Consider the following 20,988-nt stretch of genomic DNA (forward strand, 5'->3'; position numbering starts at 1 on the left):
TCAAAGAAATTATCCCTACCTTTGCACCTTGAATTTCCCAATTAAAGGAATTTCGTTTCATTCAACGAATACATTTTTATGCAAAGCATTCGCAACATTGCCATTATTGCCCACGTTGACCACGGTAAAACGACCCTAGTTGACAAAATCATTCATGCATCCAAAATTTTTAGAGAAAATCAAGAATTTGGAGATTTGATCCTTGACAATAACGACTTAGAGAGAGAAAGAGGGATTACGATTACGTCTAAAAACGTATCTGTTCGTTATAATGGAGTAAAAATCAACATTATCGATACACCTGGTCACGCCGACTTTGGCGGTGAGGTAGAACGTGTTCTACGTATGGCGGATGGCGTTATCTTGTTAGTGGATGCTTTCGAAGGCCCAATGCCTCAAACACGTTTCGTTTTATCTAAAGCGATTGCTTTAGGATTAAAGCCTATCGTGATTGTTAATAAAGTAGATAAAGAAAACTGTCGTCCAGACGAAGTACACGAAAGTGTATTCGACTTGATGTTTAACTTAGAGGCAACAGAAGATCAATTAGACTTCCCTTGTATCTATGGTTCATCTAAGCAAGGATGGATGAGTACTGATTGGAAAAAACCAACGGATAATATCATTCCATTGTTAGATGCGATCATCGAGCACATTCCTGCTTCTAAAGTACAAGAAGGTACTCCGCAAATGCAGATCACGTCGTTAGACTACTCTTCATTCGTAGGTCGTATCGCGATCGGTCGTTTAGAGCGTGGAACTTTGACAGAAGGGATGCAAATCTCGCTTTGCAAAGCAGATGGTACAACGAAGAAAATGCGTATTAAAGAACTTCAAGTTTTCGAAGGTCTAGGAAAAGTAAAAGTAGAGAAAGTAGAGTGTGGTGAAATTTGCGCGGTAACAGGTATCGAAGATTTCGAAATCGGTGACACGATTGCAGATGCAGAAAATCCAGAGGCATTAGCGCGTATCGCGATTGATGAGCCTACGATGAATATGTTGTTCACGATTAACAACTCTCCATTCTTTGGTAAAGAAGGTAAATTAGTGACGTCTCGTCACATCCGTGATCGTCTGTTCAAAGAGACAGAGAAAAACTTAGCCTTGAAAGTGGTTACAACGGAAAGCGAAGATAAATTCTTAGTGTTTGGCCGTGGTATTCTTCACTTGTCTGTATTGATCGAAACGATGCGTCGTGAAGGATATGAGTTACAAGTAGGTCAACCTCAGGTTATCTTTAAAGAAGGAGAAAACGGAGAGCGTTTAGAACCAGTGGAATCATTGGTAGTAGACGTTCCAGCAGAGGTAGCAGGTAAAGTAATCGAATTAGCAACTCAAGGTAAAGGTGAGTTGTTGATTATGGAACCTAAAGGTGATTTACAACACTTAGAATTCAACATTCCATCTCGTGGTTTGATTGGTTTACGTTCTAAAGTATTGACAGCGACTTTTGGAGAGGCGATTATGGCACACCGTTTCATCGCTTACGAACCATTCAAAGGTCCTATCCCAGGCCGTATCAACGGATCATTGATCTCGATGAACACAGGTCCTGCGATTCCTTACGCGATTGATAAATTACAAGATAGAGGGGTGTTCTTCATCGATCCAGGTGAAGAAGTATACACAGGTATGGTTGTAGGTGAGCACAATCGCCAAAACGATATCGAAGTGAACCTTCAAGCTGCGAAGCAATTAACAAATATGCGTGCTTCAGGTACGGATTCGAATACCAAAATTGCTCCTAAATTAAACTTCTCATTAGAAGAGTGTATGGAATTTATCCAAAAGGATGAATACTTAGAAATCACTCCTAAGTCATTACGTATGCGTAAAATTTGGTTAGACCCGAACGAACGTAAGCGTAACGAAAAAAAGCCAAGCTAATTTTAAAGGCTGCCCTCACCGGCAGCCTTTTTTTATAATACGATTGCCGATTGTTCGTCCAAAAAATAATATTTCTGAGGTAAATAGGGCTTTAGCTCCCCTAGCCAATAGGCTGAAGGTTTCTTCAGAAAATACCAGGTGGCCTTCTGCCAGCTTATTAACCATTCTTTATCGCGGTATTTTACTTCTTTACCTAAGATCAAATATTGCTGCCCAGTAGCTTCTGTGGGTTCGCGAACATAAGCGTACGTTTCACTTCTGTATTTCCATTGTAGATTACCTTTCTCCGGCCATCGTCGCGTCAGCGTATCGGTCACGCCCACGTTTGCCCACATCGGACTTAAGTGCGCTTGAATCCAGGCAGGATCCGTACTCGCAGGCAAAGAAGCGAAAGATTTCTCGCCTTTATTCTCAACCCATACCGCTTCCCCTTTTACCGAACTGAGATATGACTGAGGTATCGTTTCAGGTGTTTGCCAAAAAATTAGCGTGATGAACGCGCACACTTTCCAGCGACGCGGCGCCCAAACCAATAGGGCAATCACAGTGAAATAAGATCCCATTTCAAACCATGAAATCCGCAAAAAAGGCATAACTGAGGTGACCCGCTCCACCCAGCTAAACATCAAACCATGCAACAATTGAAAACTTGTCTTCAGTAAATACGCCAATGGCTGAAAGGCCCATTCCGGCAAAAAAGAACCAATCGCCAACAGCAAAAAACCCAGAAATAAGGCAATAGAAGAGAACAAAATCAAAAAGGGGTTCAATAGGAAAAAGGAAATCGGATGAGGCAATTGATGAAAATAATACACAATCAAGGGCCAAGTAAAAATTTGAGCAGCTAAGGCTACGCAGGTTAATTCCCAAATCTGGGTCAGCGGCCAGCGTAGCCATCCAGAGAATTGAAAAACAGAAGCCCAGCGCTGTTGAAACGCAATTAATCCCCAAACCGCTAAATAGGACAGCTGAAATCCTGCATCAAACAAGGAGGCTGGATGCAAGAACAATAGAACGAAGGCGCTAAAAGCCAAGGTATTCAGGCTTTCCTGTCTGCGAAGAAAGGTTTTAGCAAACAAAATCACCGAAAACATCCAAGCTGACCTCAACACTGGCAAAGAAAAACCGCTAATCCCCGCATAGCACCATAACAAGGCCATCATTAAGCCAAAAAATACGTAAGGACCGGCCGGCCTCCGTTTAAGCAAAAATCCCAATAAAAGGCTTAATCCCATATACAATAGCCCCACGTGAAGACCCGAAACAGACAAAATGTGAATAGCTCCTAAAGCCGAATAAGCAGACAAGGTCTCAAAATCGATCTTTGTCTTCACGCCTAACAGCATCGCTTCGGCCACATCCCGATCTCGCCCCGGCTCGAAGGCACGTTCAAGGAGCCCAACGAAATGACCCTGCGCCTTTTCGAAAAAAGTTGATTCTACCGTTCCCTTTTTCAATAATCGAATTCGATCTAACGAAACAAAGGCTGTCCCTCCTATCCCCTTTTGGGTGAAATAAGCACCCCAATCCTTTTCATATGGAAAGAGTGGTAAGGGAAATGGCTTAACCACTTGTCTCACCGCATATAGATCCCCAGAGGCTGGTTTAGGTAGTTGTTTGGCGAGATATAAGCGTATCAACCCTGACATAGGAGTCCACGAACCAGATGAATCCCTGATACCTTTACCTCTAGCTAACACAGACCAAGACTTCGGTTTCTCCTCTACAGATCCACCGACTCGAAACACAAAACCATCGCCCGGCAGCACTGGCAACACGGGCTTCAAATAAGCAGCCCAAGACATTGCAAAAACAACAATCAAGGAAGAGATGCCGACACTTTTACCAACTCTCCCTGGAAGCAGAAAACCCAAACAACCCAACAGAAGCCAGTAGTCAAATCCGGAAAGCAAAATTCCGATCATCCAAAACAGCAAAATTCGGACAAAAGGGAACCGAGAAAAATAGGAGATCATCGATTAGGCGGAAAAGCCTAAAGGTAGAATTTTTTAACAGAGATGAGGGACTCTACCTCATCAGGAACTAGATATTTTATGGACTGTCCTTGTTGAATACAGGCCCTGATATAAGTCGCAGAAATATGTAAAACAGGCGCCTCAATACGTTGAACATTCTTATGCGCCCATAAGTCAGACGTTGGCTCCTCTCCCCGCGGATACACGTAGAGACCATAATAATCAAGTATTTGGTTATAGTTTTTCCAGCTCTTGAACTGCTCTAAATTATCTCCACCTATGATTAGCTTGAACTCTGTCTCCGGATGACGCTCCGCTAAATGCACGAGCGTGTCAATGGTATAAGAAGGCCGAGGTAAATTAAACTCGATATCTGATGATTTGAAGGCATAATTATCGGATATGGCCCGTTCTACTAAATCCAAACGATCAAATTCGTGCAGTAGGGATTTACTTTTCTTATGGGGATTTTGGGGAGAAACGACGAACCAAATTTGGTCTACTTCTGTCTGATTCAAAACCGCCTGCGCAATGATCAAATGACCCTGATGAATCGGGTTAAACGAACCAAAAAACAGGCCTACCTTCATTATTTTGTTAATTTATCGAACAATTGCTGCGCTTCAGCGACCGCATCTTCTAGCTTATCATTCACTAAAATCACATCGAATTGTTCTTGGAAAGACCACTCAAATTTCATCTTGAAGATACGCTTAGACAAGGCCTCCTCATCTTCTGTACCACGAGATCGCAAACGCTCCTCTAGGATTTCTAATGTAGGGACTTTAACAAAAACAGCTAAGGCGCGATCACCATAATACTTCTTCAAGGCCAATCCTCCGCGGACATCTACATCAAAAATGACGTGTTTCCCCGAAGCCCAAATGCGTTCAATTTCCGACTTTAAGGTGCCATAATACGCCCCTGCATACACTTCTTCCCATTCCACAAACTCGTCATTAGCGATTCTTTCCCGAAAATCATCCGGCGTTAAAAAATAATAGTCCTTTCCGTGTTCTTCGTGACGACCACGTTTATCGCGGGTACACGCAGAAATCGAGAATCCTAAATTAGCATTGCGCGCTAATAATTCTTTAACGATGGTGGTTTTACCAGAGCCCGAAGGGGCCGAAAATATGATGAGTTTACCTTCCAAAAATTTCGATGATTAAATGAACCAACAAAATAAGGGAATTAAGATCAATATAAGGAGTAGAATGGATGATATTTTTGAACGAATACTTTCAAGTAAACCGGAAGGACAGCTTGATGTGCAGTTGGATTTCAACGCATTGCGAAGGGCAATTTCCAATTTATACCCTTCTTGACAAGGCATACATTTATCTATATTAGCTAAAAAACGCGCTTCCTCCTCAGCAGACGCCTCTTTATCCAAGATACGCTGGATCAGCTTCATGCAATCAGGTTGATGGGAACAATTCGTCTTCATAGTGTTTTTAACATCGATGGTAAAAAAATAGTTCCGAGCTAGGCTGACAACATGTCAGTTTTGTAGCCTTTTTTAGCAGCATAAGAGGCTAAGGTTTCTTTTAGCAAAGTTCTCGCACGGTGAAGTCGTGATCGCACGGTACCGATGGGAATATTCAGAATTTTGGCCATCTCTTCGTAGCTAAATTCCTCTAAATCACATAGAATAATGATCATTCTGAAATCGACAGGCAACGCTTGAATAGCAGAGGTAATCTCATCCCCTAACATCTCATTAACTGTCTCAGCTTGCAAATCCGCCTGGAAGGCAGGCTCTGGATCGTCATCACCCGCAAAGGATTGCTCCACCCACTCGAATTCAACTTTGGATGGACCGCGGGATTTCTTGCGGTAATCATTGATGAAATTATTCTTGAGGATGCGGAACAACCAGGCTTTGGCATACGTCCCAGGCTCAAAGGACCCAATAAAACGAAACGCGCGCATACACGTGTCCTGCACTAAATCATGCGCATCATCCTCGTCATTCGTCAGTCGAAGGGCAAAATTATACATCGCATCCATATGGGGCACAAACTCCTTTTCGAAGAGGGCTCTGGCTTGCGATTCTGTCAGCGCAACGGCTGAACTTATTTCTGTACTCATGGCGGTTTATCTATAAGATAACGCTATGCTTACAATTTAAACGCCAAAACGAAAAGGTGACAAAAAGACTTATTTCCCCTTGTTGAATAATTCCAATAAGGTAAACACAAGTACGCCTAACATAGTACTTAAAAAGGCTTTCAATAGACTAAGGCCAAATAAGCTCGACTCACTTGCCTCTAACTGAAATAACACGAAATGATGCGTAAACAACATCAAAGTGAGATACGGATAAAACCACATCCACTTCATCTCCTCCAAGCTGATGGAAGAGCGTTCATCGTATCCATTCGCAGGGGTCAGGATATTAAATAAGGTAGGACGCAACCAGGCTACTAAAACCGTGGCAAACGCATGCATTCCATGCGTATTATAGAAAACATCTAACAACCAACCGAGAGCAAATCCCCCTAAAATCAAATAGACCGGCGGTGTTTCAATAGGCGCTTTAATGATTGCCCACAAATAGATGAAACAGAAACCATAATAGAATAAGGCCAAATCCCGTAAGAACAAGAGCTGCACCACTATCGTTAAAACGACCGCTATCCACCATTTGTATTGAAAATTAGCGCTCATCTTAGTCGATTTTAGGTTTTGATTGTTCTAATTTCGCCTGCTGACCCGCAAACTTGTTTTCGATCACATATACATAGCGTAGCGTCGAGAAATGCGTCAAAAGCATCACTTTAATATCGTGAAAAGTTCCATCGTCTTGCAAACCGACTTTGGCCACTATACCAATAGGAATATTGGGTGGATACACCGCGTTATAATCAGATGTAACAATCGTATCTCCTTTCACTACTTTTTTGTATTTAGAGACATCCATCAACTCCGCCACCTCAGGCTGATAACCAGGCCATTTGATATAACCGAGCTCGCCAGAAGACTTGATTTTAGCGGATACCGTATTACTCGTATGCAAAACGGAAACAATTAAAGCCAAATTCTCCGTACACGAAATTACCTTCCCTACTACTCCAGTGGAGGAAATAACCGCCATTCCTGGTTTGATCCCGTCCAGGTAGCCTTTTTCAATCGTCAAATAATTTTGGGAATTCCGGGTGCTTTGATCAATTACTTTACAAGCGATAGGCTTGTAGCGATCCAATGATGCCTTACTAAAAAAGACAGGTAAATCAGCTTTCTGCTGAACTTGAGCCTGCAGTTGAAAAATCTGCTGATGTAATTTCTGATTCTCAAGTGCTAACTCCCCATTGATTTCTCTCAATTGATGGTAAGTAGCTACTTCCTGCCTTGTAGACAGAAGGGAAGCTGCCCAGGAATTCGTCGTATTAAAATAAAGGGTATGCTGGTAATTATTGTAGGTGAACACAGCCCAAAGACTGATAACCTGCAGCAAAATAAACAGAAGCAGATTTCGCTGACGCAATAAAAACTGAAACAGTTGATTCATCCCCTAGGTAATCAATACCGGACGGTATTTCTCTAAGTTTTTCAAGATTTCACCCGTACCTCTGATTACCGCTTTCAACGGATCATCTGCCACGTGCACTTTTAATTGCGTCTTTTTCTCAATGCGCTTATCTAATCCGTGCAACATTGCACCACCACCAGCTAAGTGAATACCATTATGGAAGATATCTCCGGATAATTCCGCCGGAGCTCTTTGCAAAGTCTCCATAATAGCTACCTCGATTTTCGTAATCGAACTATCTAAGGCATAAGCGATTTCAGAATAATTAATCAGGATTTCTTTAGGGATACCCGTCATCTGATCACGACCACGGATCTCAAAATCTGCTGGAGGATTCTCTAATTCTGGCAAAGCAGAACCTACTTGAATTTTGATTTGCTCCGCTGAACGCTCACCAATCACCAGCTTGTGCTCACGTAACAAATAATCTTTAATGTCACGTGTAAATTCATCTCCAGCGACACGAATCGAGTTTTCAACAACGATACCGCTTAATGAGATAATGGCTACTTCTGTAGTACCACCACCGATATCTACCACTAGAGATCCATTCGGTTGTTCAATATCTATTCCAATACCAATTGCCGCAGCAATCGGCTCATGTACCATATATACTTCACGCGCTCCAGCGTGTTCTGCGGAGTCTTTTACGGCTCTTTTCTCCACCTCCGTAATACCAGAAGGAATACAAATTACCATACGTAATGCCGGAGAAAAGAAGGAATTTCCTTTATCCATCATCTTGATTAAACCACGCATCATTAACTCAGCGGCGGTAAAGTCAGCAATCACACCATCTTTTAATGGACGAATGGTTTTAATATTATCATTCGTTTTCTCGTGCATCATCATCGCTTGACGACCCACCGCTAAAACCTTGTTCGTATTGCGATCTAACGCAATAATCGAGGGCTCATCTACGACAACCTGATCTTTGTGAATAATCAAGGTATTCGCCGTACCTAAGTCCATGGCTATATCCTTCGAAAGAAAATTAAATAATCCCATCTGATTTTGTGATTGTAAAACACAAATTTACATAAAAATTGAGGTAAAATTTTAAAAAAATCGAATTTTACAATTTCCACGAAATAATTATAAAATAGGCCAAAGCAGGATCTCAGAAATCCTGAATCAACAAAATCCCACTCTTATTAATATATTACAATAAAATCGGAGAAAAAAAATAGGACAAACTGGGCAAATTAATCGACAAAATAATTTGGAATTATTATCTGATTTATTAGTTTTGTCCAAGTTTAGTAGAAAAATCGTATTAATTACTCCGTTTGGTGATAAATTATGGAAGATTATAACAAGATCATCGAGTCCTTAGGTGTTAAATTCATCAAAGCGAGGAACATTAGAATATTACAACCGATTCGTATCAAGAATTTCTACGACGTAGAAAATTCACTCTTGATATTGTACAAAGGTGAGGTTTCTTTTGGTGAGGAGGAAACACCGGTGGAAGAGGGCGATATGCTTTTTATCCCAGGAGGTAAAATGATCAGCGTAACCTACGGAAACGCAGAAAAACCGAAAGCGGTAAACAACGAAGAGTTTATGACGCACCGGGAATTGTATTTTGACCAAAATACAGATCCTACACAAATCGGAACACAACCGAATTCTTTCGGGATGGTAGCCTTCGAAGCGAAAGTTTTTGACTCAGTTAACTTCTTTACTTCGCTAGACATTCCTCCGTTCTTAATTAAACGTGACGATAAATTAGCGGCAACCATCCGCGAAATTTTAGAAGAAGATCTTTCAGATGCGATTGGTAAAGGACGTATCATCAAGATCAAAACGGAAGAGATTGTGATCGAAGTGATTCGTTACATCATCGAAAACCGTTTATTCGTAGAGCAATTAGCTACAAACTCCACTTACTTCAAAGATCCACGCTTAATCGATATCTTCGCTTACATCAAGGATCATTTAGGTGGTGATTTATCTAATAAGGTTTTGGCAAACGTCGCTAACGTTTCTGAAGACTACGTAGGTCAATATTTCAAGATGTTAACGGGTATCAACCCACAAGATTATATCGAGTACCAACGCATGGAAGCGGCGGTAGGATTACTTCGCACGACGAAAAAATCCATCCGCGCCATCGGTTCTGAAGTGGGCTATAAAGACACGGCGTATTTCTGCCGTCGTTTCAAAATGATGTTCGGTATTCCAGCCGGAAAAATGAGACGAAGAGAATCGTTGATGAATATTTAGAACAAAAAAAGCCGTTGAAGAAATTCAACGGCTTTTTTGTTAGTAGTCAGTTACCAGTAATCAGTAAACAGTGACTGGATACTGGGTACTGGCTACTGTTAGTCGAAGCAGAGCTTCAACTACAGCAAATACTTCAACTTCACTAATTCTCTCTCCGTCAAGAATCTCCAGCTTCCGCGAGGAAGATCTTTCTTAGTCAAGCCAGCGAAAGTCGTGCGGTCTAATTTAGTCACTTCGTAACCCAAGTGTTCGAAAATACGACGAACGATGCGGTTTTTACCAGAGTGGATTTTTACTCCGATGACGTAACCGTCTGGAGTTACTTTGGCCAAATCATCTACTTTAATTTCTCCATCCTCCAAGGTTAAACCCTCTTTGATTTTCTCGAAATCTTCGTCTGTTAATGGCTTGTCCAATTCCGCTTGGTAAATCTTCTCGATTTCATTCGATGGGTGCGTCAATTTATCCGCTAATTCACCATCATTCGTAATCAACAATAAACCTGTCGTGTTTCTATCTAAACGACCTACCGGGTAAATGCGCGATTCTGTCGCGTTCTTCACTAATTCCATCACGGTCTTACGATCGTTCGGATCTTCGGTGGTAGTTAAGAAATCTTTGGGCTTGTTTAATAATAAGTAAACAGGTTTTTCGCGGTTCAACTTACGATTACCGTATTTCACGATGTCCGTAGGATTTACCTGGTAGCCCATTTCGGTTACCACCTTGTTATTCACCTTGATTTCGCCTGCCTCGATCAATTTATCCGCATCACGACGAGAACAAATTCCCGCGTTAGCGATGTAGCGATTAAGACGAATCACGTCTGAACGGCGATCGGTTTGGGCGATTTTCTTTTGGATTTTCGAAGGAGCACGCTCCTTGTAGCGATCTAATTTATATTGAGGCTCGTAAGCTGGACCTGCATCAAAACGCGAACGACTTTTAAAGGTCTCGCGATCTGAATAACGTGGATTGCGAGCCCCTTCTGGGCGCTCTTCCCGGTCTGCGAAACGCTCTGTGCGCTCCTCGTAGCGACGCTCAATGCGTGCTGTTGGATTCTCATCACGCGGTGTTGTCGATTCTTCCGAACCTTCTACCTTTGGTGCCGCATTGCGATCCCAACGATTATCTCCTTTATAGGGTGTACGTGTTGGATTTTCAGTTCTGCCAAAAGGTTTGCGCTCGCCTCCTTGGTATGGCTTGCGCTCGCCACCTTCGCGGTTATCGCGATTGAATGGTTTGCGTTCTCCTCCACCTTGGTATGGTTTTCTTTCCCCATCAAATGGCTTACGATCTCCGAATGAACGACGCTCTCCGCCACCTTCGCGGTTATCGCGATTGAATGGTTTGCGTTCTCCTCCACCTTGGTATGGTTTTCTTTCCCCATCAAATGGTTTACGATCCCCGAATGAACGACGCTCTCCGCCACCTTCGCGGTTATCGCGATTGAATGGTTTGCGATCTCCTGAAAAACGATTGGATGATTCTGAACGTGGTGCACGTGGGGCACCTGAATCGTTGCGTGGACCTCTGAACTCACGTGGAGCTCCTGAGTCATTGCGTGGGCCTCTGAACTCGCGAGGGCTATCTGATCTGCCGGCAGATCTTCCTGTGGATGCACGACCTTCTGATGGTCGGCTGTCACGACGGTTATCGTCGTTTGAAATTCTTTTTCTCATAATGGTACAACATCACTGCTGGAATAAAAGATGACGAACGTTTGTCATCTTGGTTTCGATTGTCGAAATTTAGGCAAAGGTACAGAAAATAATCCGGTTTGTATTTATTTTTACGTTACATTAGTCCACTATGAAATTCGTAAAGTCATTTAATTCAAGCATTTACCTCTTTTTGATCGTTGTTACAGGCGTGCTAAGCGGCTGTAATTATGATGCCAAATTGTTCAAAAAGGCGAAGCTAAATTTCGACAGGGGGGAATATGAGTGGACGATTCGGGAGGTGAAGCCTTTGGCCCAACGCTACTACAGAGCAAAAGAAACGAACTACTTCGTGGCGGAATCCTACCGACTTTCGAACCGCATTCAATATGCAACGCCCTACTATTTGATTGCCAAAGAAAAGGGCTACGAAGACAAAAACATCAATCTACACCTCGCCTACGCAGCAAAAGCGAACGGAAAATATGCGGATGCGCGCAAATACCTAAAAGAATTTATTGATTCAAAACCTTCGCGCGAATTGGTGGTGAAAGCCGAAATCGAATTAGATAATTTGCCGGCAGTAGAAGAATACAGCAAAAAACCGAGTCCGGTAAAGATCCAAGGTTTGGTGGGGAATACAAATCAAGCGGAATTTGGACCTATTAAACTGGGGGATGAACTGATTTTAACGAGTTCGAAAAAACCTTTGATCTACAAAAACAACGGACTTTTTTTTTTAGGATTATACAAAGCGAGATTGAAAAGTCCGGGTGAAATTGAAAAACTAGAATTGTTCAGCGCGAACCTGTTAGATGCGAATGCGAACGAAGGAACGCCTGCCTTTTCCAAGGACGGGAATACCATGGTTTTTGCACGCGGCAATTCGGGTAAAAGTAAGGACCCATCGCCGGATGTGGATTTGTATATTTCGACCAAAAGAGACGGCAATTGGTCTACTCCAGAACGCTTAGCGATCTCAGATTCAATTGGTTGGGATGGTAGCCCTGCCTTTTCGAGAGATGGGAAAACCCTCTATTTTAGCTCAAACAGAAGAGGCGGAAAAGGCGGATTGGATTTGTACCGGGCGCCCATGGATAATTCGGGGCGTTTTGGAAGACCTATTAATTTAGGCTCCACGATTAATACGCGTGGCAATGAAATCTTCCCGTATGTTTCTGAGGACGGGAAATTATACTTCTCTTCGGATGGGCATCCGAGTTTAGGTGGATTAGACCTTTTTGTGGCGAGTCGCAGTGGAGATGAAATTCAAATAGAACATTTAGGCGTTCCGATTAACTCCGTTGGAGATGATTTTGGGCTGTTTTTAGCTGACTCCACGCAAGGTTATTTCAGCTCCAATCGAGTAGGTGGAAAAGGCGATGATGATATCTATTATTTCGAATCGACCGGATCAGAGGATCGCTGGTGGTCCAATGAAATCATGATATCGGAAAGCGGAGAAGCTGCGAAAGTGGCCTTATACCATTTGAGAACACAGATTGTCAATGCGCGCAATAAGCCGATTGCGAAAGCGAAAGTGGGCATTAAGCGCAATGGAGAGATTCAACCCGTTCAGTTTAGTAATGCCGAAGGTTACCTTGACATTATCGACTTAAATCCGGCGGACCAAATAAGTTTCAACGCAAGCAAAGAGAAATACTTGACCAAGCGCAGCGAATTCTTGATGGATGGCCGCGAGATTCCGAAGCAATTATTGAAGAAAGAATTAACGGACACTACTTTTGACCATAAAATTACGCTGGGGCTTGCTGAAGTGGGAGAAGAGCTAGGCGCCTTATTTGACGTAAATCCGATCTATTATGATCTAGATAAGTCCAATATTCGTCCAGACGCAGCGGCAGAACTAGACAAAATCGTTCAAGTGTTAAAGGACAATCCAGACATTTCGATCGAATTAGGTTCGCACACGGATGCACGGGCAAGTGCAAGTTATAACCTGAAATTATCCCAAAGAAGAGCTGAATCAGCTGTAAAATACATCATCGAGCACGGAATAGAGGCTTCTCGTATCAAAGCCAAAGGCTATGGAGAGACGCAACTTATCAACGGCTGTTCTGATGGAGTCGATTGCAGTGAAGAAGCACACCAAGAAAACCGCCGAACTGAATTTAAAATCACTGATCTGAATGACTAATTACGTCTTAAAAAATGCCCAAATCGTTAACGAAGGGCGAATAATTGCCTCCGATTTACGCATCGAAAATGGCCGAATTGCCAAAATAGCCACCGATATTACACCTACTCCAGGGGATATCGTTTTAGACGTAAAGGGGAAACACGTTTTCCCGGGAATGATCGACGATCAAGTGCACTTTAGAGAACCCGGCTTAACCCACAAAGCGACAATTGCTAGCGAGGCGCGAGCAGCCGTGGCAGGTGGTGTGACGAGTTTTATGGAGATGCCAAACACGGTGCCTAACGCGTTGACTCAAGAATTATTGGCGGATAAATACGCGATAGCGGCGGCCGGGTCTTTGGCCAACTACTCCTTCTTTATGGGCGCAGGCAACGACAACCTAGAAGAGGTGTTAAAGACCAACTCCCGCGACGTTTGCGGCATCAAAATATTTATGGGCTCGTCTACGGGAAATATGCTCGTGGATAATGCGCAGACCCTGGAAAAGCTATTTTCTAGCTGCGAAATGTTGATCGCGACGCACTGCGAAGATGAGCCAACGGTACGCGCACGAACGGCTCTTTTCAAGGAAAAATATCCGGAGAATGCGCCTGCCTACATACACCCTTTAGTCCGAAACGAAGAAGCTTGTTATTTATCCTCCTCCATGGCGGTGGATTTAGCGAAGAAAAATAATACCCGCCTGCACATTTTACACATCTCAACAGAGGAAGAATTAGCCCTGTTCGAGACGGGAAAAGCGGTGAAAGACAAGAAGATTACGGCGGAAGTTTGTGTTCACCACCTGTGGTTTGATGCGGCACAATATGATACGCTGGGGAACCAAATCAAATGTAATCCGGCCATTAAAGATGCGCGCCACAAGACGGCTTTACGCAAGGCTTTGGTGTCTGGAGCATTAGATATTATCGCAACGGATCATGCGCCGCACACCTGGGACGAGAAGTCGCAGGAATTTTGGAAATCCCCTTCGGGCTTGCCTTTGGTCCAGCATCCTTTATTGTTGATGATTGATTTAGCCAAAGAAGGTCACATCAGCCTCGAGCTCATCGCTGAAAAAACGGCGCATTCAGTGGCGGATTGTTTCCAAATCGAGGAGCGTGGGTACATCCGAGAAGGGTATTGGGCAGATTTAGCGATCGTGGATTTGAACAAATCGTTTACTGTTTCCAAAGCAAATATCCTCTATCAATGCGGATGGTCTCCATTAGAAGGACACACGTTGTCTGCTTCGGTGGAGCATACGTTTGTTTCTGGGCATTTAGCTTATTCGCAGGGTTCTTTCGACGAAAGTAAAACGGGTAAACGCTTATTATTTAACCGCTAAAATGGCAGCACTCCTCCCCTTTTATTCGCCTATCGGGCTAGAAGCCGGCTTGGATGAAGCAGGGAGAGGTTGTTTAGCTGGGCCAGTCGTGGCGGCAGCGGTTATTTTACCGCGGGATTTCCACCATCCATTCTTAACGGATTCGAAACAGATGACCCTGCGCCAGCGGAACGAACTAAAACGTTTAGTGCGGGAATATGCCATCGACTATGCGATTGCAGAGGTGGATGCAGCGAAAATTGATGAAATCAATATTTTAAAGGCGAGTATTTTGGCGATGCATCAGGCGGTGGATCAATTGACGCATCGTCCGGAGCATTTAGTAGTCGACGGGAATCGCTTTTATAGCTACCCTTTAACTCCACATACCTGTATCGTAAAGGGTGATTCGAAGTATTTTTCGATTGCGGCTGCGTCTATTTTGGCCAAAACACACCGAGACGAATTGATGGAAAAGATGGCCCTAGAGCACCCTGGCTATGGTTGGGAACGAAATGCGGGCTATCCCACCTTGCAACACCGCAAAGCCATTCTTGAAAAAGGTTTAACAAATTACCACCGAAAAACGTTTAAGGTGGAGATCAAATAATTGCGTAAATTGAACGCTATATGAAGAGTAAACTGGTACTTCTTTTTTTATTGAGTTTTTCCACCTGGGCACAAGATGCTTTTCGCAAAGAGCGCGCCTTGCGTTTTGGGATGCAACAAGATTCCATCTACAGAGGGGCTCAAGCCTTAGCTAAAAAAAGAGGTATACCGCTTCAATTGAATTTAGGTAAAGAAAAAACCCTTCACTTTCAAGGATTTTCAGAGATAGGCGAAGCGTTGTATTTGAAAACAGAATCAAATGCACAAGCAGCTAAGATGACGAAAACAAATCTGCTCTATCCTGGCGCCTCTTTGAATCTGGGATTAACTGGAAAATCAGACTCGGTCAAAGGAAAACTAGGCATGTGGGACGGAGGTGGCGTTTTAGCCAGCCACCAGGAATTTGGAGGGAGAGCAACGGCTGCACAAACGATTGCTAGCTCAAATGACCACGCGACACACGTAGCTGGAATTTTAGTGGCTGCAGGCATTAGTCCAACCGCTAGAGGAATGGCCTATGAGGCGGATTTGAAGTTTTGGGATTATTCAAACGATAACTCCGAAATGAGCACTGCTTCCACCTCTCTTTTAATCAGTAACCACTCGTATGGATACCAAGCAGGTTGGGTTTACGATGAAACGAAGAAAAAATGGCAGTGGTGGGGTAATGATGCGGTGAGTACGGAGGAAGATTATAAGTTTGGCTTATATGATGCTAACACGCAATCCTGGGATCGCATCGCCTACAACGCTCCTAATTACCTCATCGTTAAATCAGCTGGGAATAGCCGTAACCAAAATGGACCAGCGTCAGGAGAATACTATTTATTGCGTTCTACAAGCGATTCCTCTAACAAAGCTAGGGCGAAAAATGATGGATTTGACATTATCTCCACCTCAGGTACCGCTAAAAATATCTTAACCGTAGGAGCTGCGACTCTTTCTTCGCTCATTCCAACTAAAGGCTCTGACGTGGGCATCTCCAATTTTACGAGCTGGGGACCTACCGATGACGGAAGGGTAAAACCGGATGTCATGGCGATAGGCACGAGTATATTTTCCACGACAAATTCAAACGATAAAGCATACGCGACCCAAAGCGGCACATCGATGTCGTCTCCACAAGCGGCGGGATCACTTTATTTAATTCAACAATTATACAACCGTCTAAATAAAAATACTTTCATGCTCTCGTCCACACTGAAAGCGGTGGCCATTCACACAGCGCTAGATATGGATGCAGAGGGGCCTGATTATAAAACAGGGTATGGATTGATCCAATTAGACAAAGCGGCGGCCTTGGTCAAAAATGAGGGAAATGCACATTTGCTCAAGGAAGAGAAATTAAGTCAAGGCCAGACAAAAACCTACACTATCACAAGTTCAGGGAATGGCCCAGTGAAAGCCACCATCGCTTGGACGGACCCAGAAGCGACCACATCCTCTGCCTTGAATGACCGAACACCCCGGCTCGTTAATGACTTAGATATTCGGATTACAAGTGGATCATCTACCTTTTTGCCATTCACGCTGAATCCGGCGACGCCAGACGCCCTTGCAGTACCGGGAGATAATATTCGAGATAACGTAGAGCAAATTGTCATCAATAACACAATGCCGGGTCAAACATTTACCCTGACAGTGAGCCACAAAGGCGTTCTTAAAAATAGCAATCAGGATTATGGGATAGCTGTTTCAGGGATAGGCGGACCGGCTTATTGCGCATTAGCGACGACTACAACCACATCAGACTTTCAAAAATTTACTTTAGGCACGACCAAAGATTCAACAGGGCTTAATCCCGTTTTCAAAGCCGAATTAGGAGCTTCCCTACCAGTTGCCTTCCAATTTTCTGGATCAGGAACAAGAAATACCCGTCTCTACGCCGATTGGAACCAAGACGGAGATTTTACCGATGCAGGAGAGGAACTCTATAACTCCGCTTCGAGTGCAACCACTTTAACGATACCAAGCAGCTTAATACAAGACAATTTTTACCGGATTAGATGGGTAACTTCCTCAGGAACTGCCACCTCTTGTGGAAGCATTTCCTCAGGTGAAACCAAGGATTATGCCTTGCAAATCTTGCAAGCCTCGAAAGACTTCACAGCCGTTTCGGTTGCACAATCCACCGCTGGATTCTGTGCCAACACAGGTGCTTCTAGCTATGTCGCTCGCATAAAAAATGCAGGATCCCTCACGCAAACGAATGTTCCTGTGCTACTGGAGATCAAATCTGGTAACACCTTGGTGGGCACAGCAACAGGAACCATCAGTAGCCTAGCATCGGGCAGAGAAACGGATGTTAATCTGAGCGGAAATGCAGAATTAGTCGCTGGAAACAGTTACTCTTTCGTGTTGAAAACACAATTAACAGGGGACCAAAATACCCTAAACGATCTCTACACGATATCTAAAACAATTGAAAACCCAGCTGCGCCTGTGGTGACCGGCACCATTTGTAGCGGTGCGTCAGAGTTGAGTTTAGCATCGACAAATGGAAGTCCGCTATGGTACAATGGGACGACCCTCTTAGGGGCTGGGACTAATTTGAAAACGCCATCCACTGGAACCTTTTATGCTGCATTTGATAATTTAAGTGCTACCATGGGGCCTGCGACGAAGGCGGCTTTTGGAGGAGGAACGTATTATTCCAATTTTGGCCCAGAACCTATTTTCGTAGTGACACAACCGACTATTCTAGAATCAGCAACAGTCTATATAGGAACCTCAGGGACCGTGACTTTTGGCATTTTCGATAAAGATACCGGCGAGTTAATTGCCTCCGTAGCAAAAGACCTGACGGCCACCAGAACATCTGCTAATTCCACTACCGTAAGCAGTCAGTTAATCGACGATAAAGCTGATCCAGGCCAAAAAGTGATCTTAAATCTTCCATTCCCTAAAGCCGGGAATTACATTTTATCGCACGTCTGCTCGAATGGAGCTTCTATTTTCAGAAGCAACCGAACGGCGGCGGATACGGTGAATGCACCTACGAACATTGGATATCCCTATGCTATACCAGGAGTTATTAAATTAACGGGGGCTTTGTTTAACGGCGGGGAAATTCAATCAGGTTACTATTATCTGTATGGGATGAAGTTCAAATCCTACGCTTGTCCTAGTGCTAAAGTTCAGATAAGCGTAACAACAGGCCAAAGCCCAGTCGTAGCCGTTAGCCCTACAGGTTCCACTACCTTATGTGCAGGTGACAAAATCACCCTAACAGGTACTCCAGCTTCTGGCACACCATCCTACCAATGGTTCAAAAATGGCACCGCCATCTCCGGTGCGACGACCAATAAACTAGAAGTCAGTTCATCAGGGTCATATACTTTAAATTCGAGCTTTGATGGCATTTGTCCCGTGGTTTCTCCAGCATCAACCATTACGGCAACGAATCCCTTAGAACCTTTAATTACCTTCAATCAAGGAACGCTAACTACCTCCGCTGGAAATGACATCCAATGGTACTTCAATGATGTGGCAATCTCTGGAGCAACTGGCACTACCTACAAGCCTACTGCAAATGGGGTGTACAAAGTGAAATTAAAGGACATTAATGGCTGTTTGGCTACAGCGAGTTATGGCATTACCATTTTAGCGGCAACTGCAGACAATCCGTATTCTACCTTCTATGCGTTTCCTAACCCAGCGACTGAAGTATTGCACATTGGAATTCCTAGTGCTTACCAAGCATCAAGTTTCCGAATTCGCTTGACAAACATGCAAGGAAAGGAGATTAGAGATTATAGAGTAGAGAGCAGAGATAACAGATTAAGTTTAGATATCTCAGCTTTGACAACTGGTAATTATGTGATCAGTTTCCCAGAGTTAGAGAACCAGGTGAGTATTAAATTCCAAAAGAATTAATTCGCGTTTTTAGCCCAAGTGAAGATCATTCTAGGCGAGGTTGCCTCGTCGAAAGTGGCTAAGGAGTAATCTCCTTTTAGATCCACTAAGGTTAAACCTGCTTGAGCCGCATAGGAAACAAAATCATTTTTAGCTACTAGCTCTACCTTTTCCACGAAGGAATAGGATTTACCTTTATCGCTAAAATCGATGGATTTGTACAAATAGCCGGCCTCTGACCAGCGCTTGATTTGGAAGGTAATCCCCTCGCGTTCCACTGATTCTAAGGGCACTAAATTAGCTAGTACATGAATGGGATTGAAGAAATCCAGAACCAATAAGCCATTTTCTTTCAATCCGCCCGCGAAGGTGTTGAAGGCTTTTTGGTTGTCTTGCTGATCGTCAAAATACCCAAAACTAGTGAAGAAATTAAAGATTGCATCGTAGTGGTTTTGCAAGGGTAAGGGCTCTCGCAAATCGTGTACGAAGAAAAGAAGATTTTTATTTTCAAAGGCCTGAGCAGCCTCAATATTCGAAGGAGATAAATCAAAGGCATCGACCGAGAAGCCTAATTGCTCTAAGGTGATGGCATGGCGTCCTTTTCCACAAGCTGCGTCGAGTACACGAGCACCGGGCTCCAAGTGTAAATTGCGCTGAAGTGAGCGAATAAAATTCGCGGCCTCCGTCTCATCTCGTCGGGCATACAGGATATGGTAATAAGGGGAATCAAACCAGGTACTAAACCACTCTTTCTCCTCCATTATTTTCTGATACTGACATTCGTTAAGAAGTCCTGGTAAGCCAGTGCGATTCCTTCTTTCAATTCAATTTTATGTCTCCAGCCCAATGAATGCAATTTAGACACATCCATCAATTTGCGCGGCGTTCCGTCTGGACGTGAAGTATCCCATTGAATACTGCCGGTGAAGCCCACTATTTCTTTCACTGTTTCGGCTAATTCTTTAATCGTCACATCGATTCCGGTACCGATATTCACTAGTTCTGAGTCGCTATATGTTTCCATTAAATAGACACAAGCCTCCGCTAAATCGTCTGCATGCAAGAACTCGCGCATGGGTGAGCCAGTTCCCCAAAGCGTCATGGAAGCATCCCCGCGTTCTTTGGCCTCCTGAAACTTGCGAATCATGGCGGGTAAGACGTGAGAGTTTTCTAAATCGTAATTATCGTTCGGACCGTACAAGTTTGTAGGCATCACGGAGATAAAATCGCAGCCATATTGTGCGCGGTAAGCCTCGCACATTTTAATGCCAGCGATCTTCGCAATGGCATACGGCTCATTCGTTTCTTCTAAATAGCCACTTAATAAATACGACTCCTTCAGAGGCTGAGGGGCTAATTTAGGGTAGATGCAAGAGGATCCTAAGAACTGTAATTTCTTCACTTTATTGACAAAGGAAGAATGAATGATGTTGTTTTGAATGGCCAAATTCTCATACAAGAAATCCGCGCGGTAGGTGTTATTCGCCACGATTCCGCCCACTTTAGCCGCTGCTAAAAAGACGTAATCAGGTTTTTCTGCCGCGAAAAAGTCGGCTACTTTTACTTGGTCACGCAAATCTAATTCTGCTGAAGTCTTCAGCACTAAATTCGTGTACCCTTCTTTCTGTAATTTACGCACGATAGCGGAACCCACCATTCCACGGTGACCTGCTACATATATTTTTGCTTGTTTTTCCAATGAATGAATCAAATAAGGCCTCAAAAAATCCTTGCAAAAATACACAAAGTCCGTCAGGTAATAAGTTTAA

The 20,988-nt window shown here is 43.6% G+C and carries 16 protein-coding genes; 6 read left to right on the forward strand and 10 right to left on the reverse strand.

The features are described from left to right. The first annotated feature begins 78 nt into the window (after positions 1 to 78). The gene (gene typA, locus G9X62_RS04225) at positions 79 to 1,887 is read left to right on the forward strand and encodes a translational GTPase TypA (RefSeq protein ID WP_223131545.1); all 1,809 of its coding nucleotides are present in this window, start codon (positions 79 to 81) and stop codon (positions 1,885 to 1,887) included. 32 nt (positions 1,888 to 1,919) lie between these two features. On the opposite strand, the gene G9X62_RS04230 is transcribed toward typA, so the two are convergent. The 7 genes from G9X62_RS04230 to G9X62_RS04260 all read right to left on the reverse strand — a co-directional run bounded on the left by G9X62_RS04230 (position 1,920) and on the right by G9X62_RS04260 (position 8,406). After that, positions 1,920 to 3,863 carry a ComEC/Rec2 family competence protein gene (locus G9X62_RS04230; RefSeq protein WP_223131546.1) on the reverse strand — a complete coding sequence of 648 codons (1,944 nt, stop codon included), beginning with the start codon at positions 3,861 to 3,863 and terminating at the stop codon, positions 1,920 to 1,922. Between the two features lie 17 nt (positions 3,864 to 3,880). Continuing rightward, positions 3,881 to 4,453, reverse strand: a complete 573-nt coding sequence (gene nadD / locus G9X62_RS04235) for a nicotinate (nicotinamide) nucleotide adenylyltransferase (protein WP_223131547.1) — start codon at positions 4,451 to 4,453, stop codon at positions 3,881 to 3,883. Next, complete coding sequence (gene gmk / locus G9X62_RS04240) at positions 4,453 to 5,019, reverse strand: guanylate kinase (protein WP_223131548.1); 567 nt, start codon at positions 5,017 to 5,019, stop codon at positions 4,453 to 4,455. The genes nadD and gmk overlap by 1 nt, the downstream gene beginning before the upstream one ends. 332 nt (positions 5,020 to 5,351) lie before the next feature. Further along, complete coding sequence (locus tag G9X62_RS04245) at positions 5,352 to 5,957, reverse strand: sigma-70 family RNA polymerase sigma factor (protein WP_223131549.1); 606 nt, start codon at positions 5,955 to 5,957, stop codon at positions 5,352 to 5,354. A gap of 69 nt (positions 5,958 to 6,026) precedes the next feature. Next, positions 6,027 to 6,536 carry a hypothetical protein gene (locus G9X62_RS04250; RefSeq protein ID WP_223131550.1) on the reverse strand — a complete coding sequence of 170 codons (510 nt, stop codon included), beginning with the start codon at positions 6,534 to 6,536 and terminating at the stop codon, positions 6,027 to 6,029. Between the two features lies 1 nt (position 6,537). Then, a complete protein-coding gene (mreC, locus tag G9X62_RS04255) occupies positions 6,538 to 7,377 on the reverse strand; it encodes a rod shape-determining protein MreC (protein WP_223131551.1) in 840 nt (279 codons plus the stop codon). Between the two features lie 3 nt (positions 7,378 to 7,380). Beyond that, positions 7,381 to 8,406, reverse strand: a complete 1,026-nt coding sequence (locus G9X62_RS04260) for a rod shape-determining protein (protein ID WP_130895380.1) — start codon at positions 8,404 to 8,406, stop codon at positions 7,381 to 7,383. Positions 8,407 to 8,700: 294 nt separating this feature from the next. Here G9X62_RS04260 and G9X62_RS04265 point away from each other — a divergent pair, with 294 nt between their 5' ends. Next, on the forward strand, positions 8,701 to 9,627 hold the full coding sequence (locus G9X62_RS04265; protein WP_223131552.1) for a helix-turn-helix domain-containing protein: 927 nt from the start codon (positions 8,701 to 8,703) through the stop codon (positions 9,625 to 9,627). A gap of 119 nt (positions 9,628 to 9,746) precedes the next feature. On the opposite strand, the gene G9X62_RS04270 is transcribed toward G9X62_RS04265, so the two are convergent. Continuing rightward, a complete protein-coding gene (locus tag G9X62_RS04270) occupies positions 9,747 to 11,309 on the reverse strand; it encodes a pseudouridine synthase (RefSeq protein ID WP_223131553.1) in 1,563 nt (520 codons plus the stop codon). A gap of 130 nt (positions 11,310 to 11,439) precedes the next feature. Here G9X62_RS04270 and G9X62_RS04275 point away from each other — a divergent pair, with 130 nt between their 5' ends. Genes G9X62_RS04275 through G9X62_RS04290 form a run of 4 tightly spaced genes read left to right on the forward strand, consistent with a single transcriptional unit; the run spans position 11,440 to position 19,240 of the window. Continuing rightward, entirely contained in the window at positions 11,440 to 13,446 is a 2,007-nt protein-coding gene (locus tag G9X62_RS04275; RefSeq protein ID WP_261345549.1) for an OmpA family protein, read from the forward strand. Next, positions 13,439 to 14,776 (forward strand): dihydroorotase, encoded by a 1,338-nt coding sequence (locus G9X62_RS04280; RefSeq protein ID WP_223131554.1) that lies wholly within the window; start codon positions 13,439 to 13,441, stop codon positions 14,774 to 14,776. Before G9X62_RS04275 ends, G9X62_RS04280 begins: the two co-directional genes overlap by 8 nt. A gap of 1 nt (position 14,777) precedes the next feature. Beyond that, positions 14,778 to 15,365, forward strand: a complete 588-nt coding sequence (locus G9X62_RS04285) for a ribonuclease HII (RefSeq protein WP_223131555.1) — start codon at positions 14,778 to 14,780, stop codon at positions 15,363 to 15,365. A gap of 20 nt (positions 15,366 to 15,385) precedes the next feature. Continuing rightward, positions 15,386 to 19,240 (forward strand): S8 family serine peptidase, encoded by a 3,855-nt coding sequence (locus G9X62_RS04290; RefSeq protein WP_223131556.1) that lies wholly within the window; start codon positions 15,386 to 15,388, stop codon positions 19,238 to 19,240. Here the strand turns inward: G9X62_RS04290 and G9X62_RS04295 are convergent. Both G9X62_RS04295 and fcl read right to left on the reverse strand, forming a co-directional pair. After that, positions 19,237 to 19,980 carry a class I SAM-dependent methyltransferase gene (locus G9X62_RS04295; protein WP_223131557.1) on the reverse strand — a complete coding sequence of 248 codons (744 nt, stop codon included), beginning with the start codon at positions 19,978 to 19,980 and terminating at the stop codon, positions 19,237 to 19,239. The genes G9X62_RS04290 and G9X62_RS04295 overlap by 4 nt on opposite strands. After that, positions 19,980 to 20,918, reverse strand: coding sequence for a GDP-L-fucose synthase (fcl, locus tag G9X62_RS04300; RefSeq protein ID WP_223131558.1), 939 nt, complete (start codon positions 20,916 to 20,918; stop codon positions 19,980 to 19,982). The genes G9X62_RS04295 and fcl overlap by 1 nt, the downstream gene beginning before the upstream one ends. Between the last annotated feature and the right edge of the window lie 70 nt (positions 20,919 to 20,988).

Origin of the sequence: Aquirufa lenticrescens (assembly GCF_019916085.1) — a bacterium.
Lineage (GTDB): Bacteria > Bacteroidota > Bacteroidia > Cytophagales > Spirosomataceae > Aquirufa > Aquirufa lenticrescens.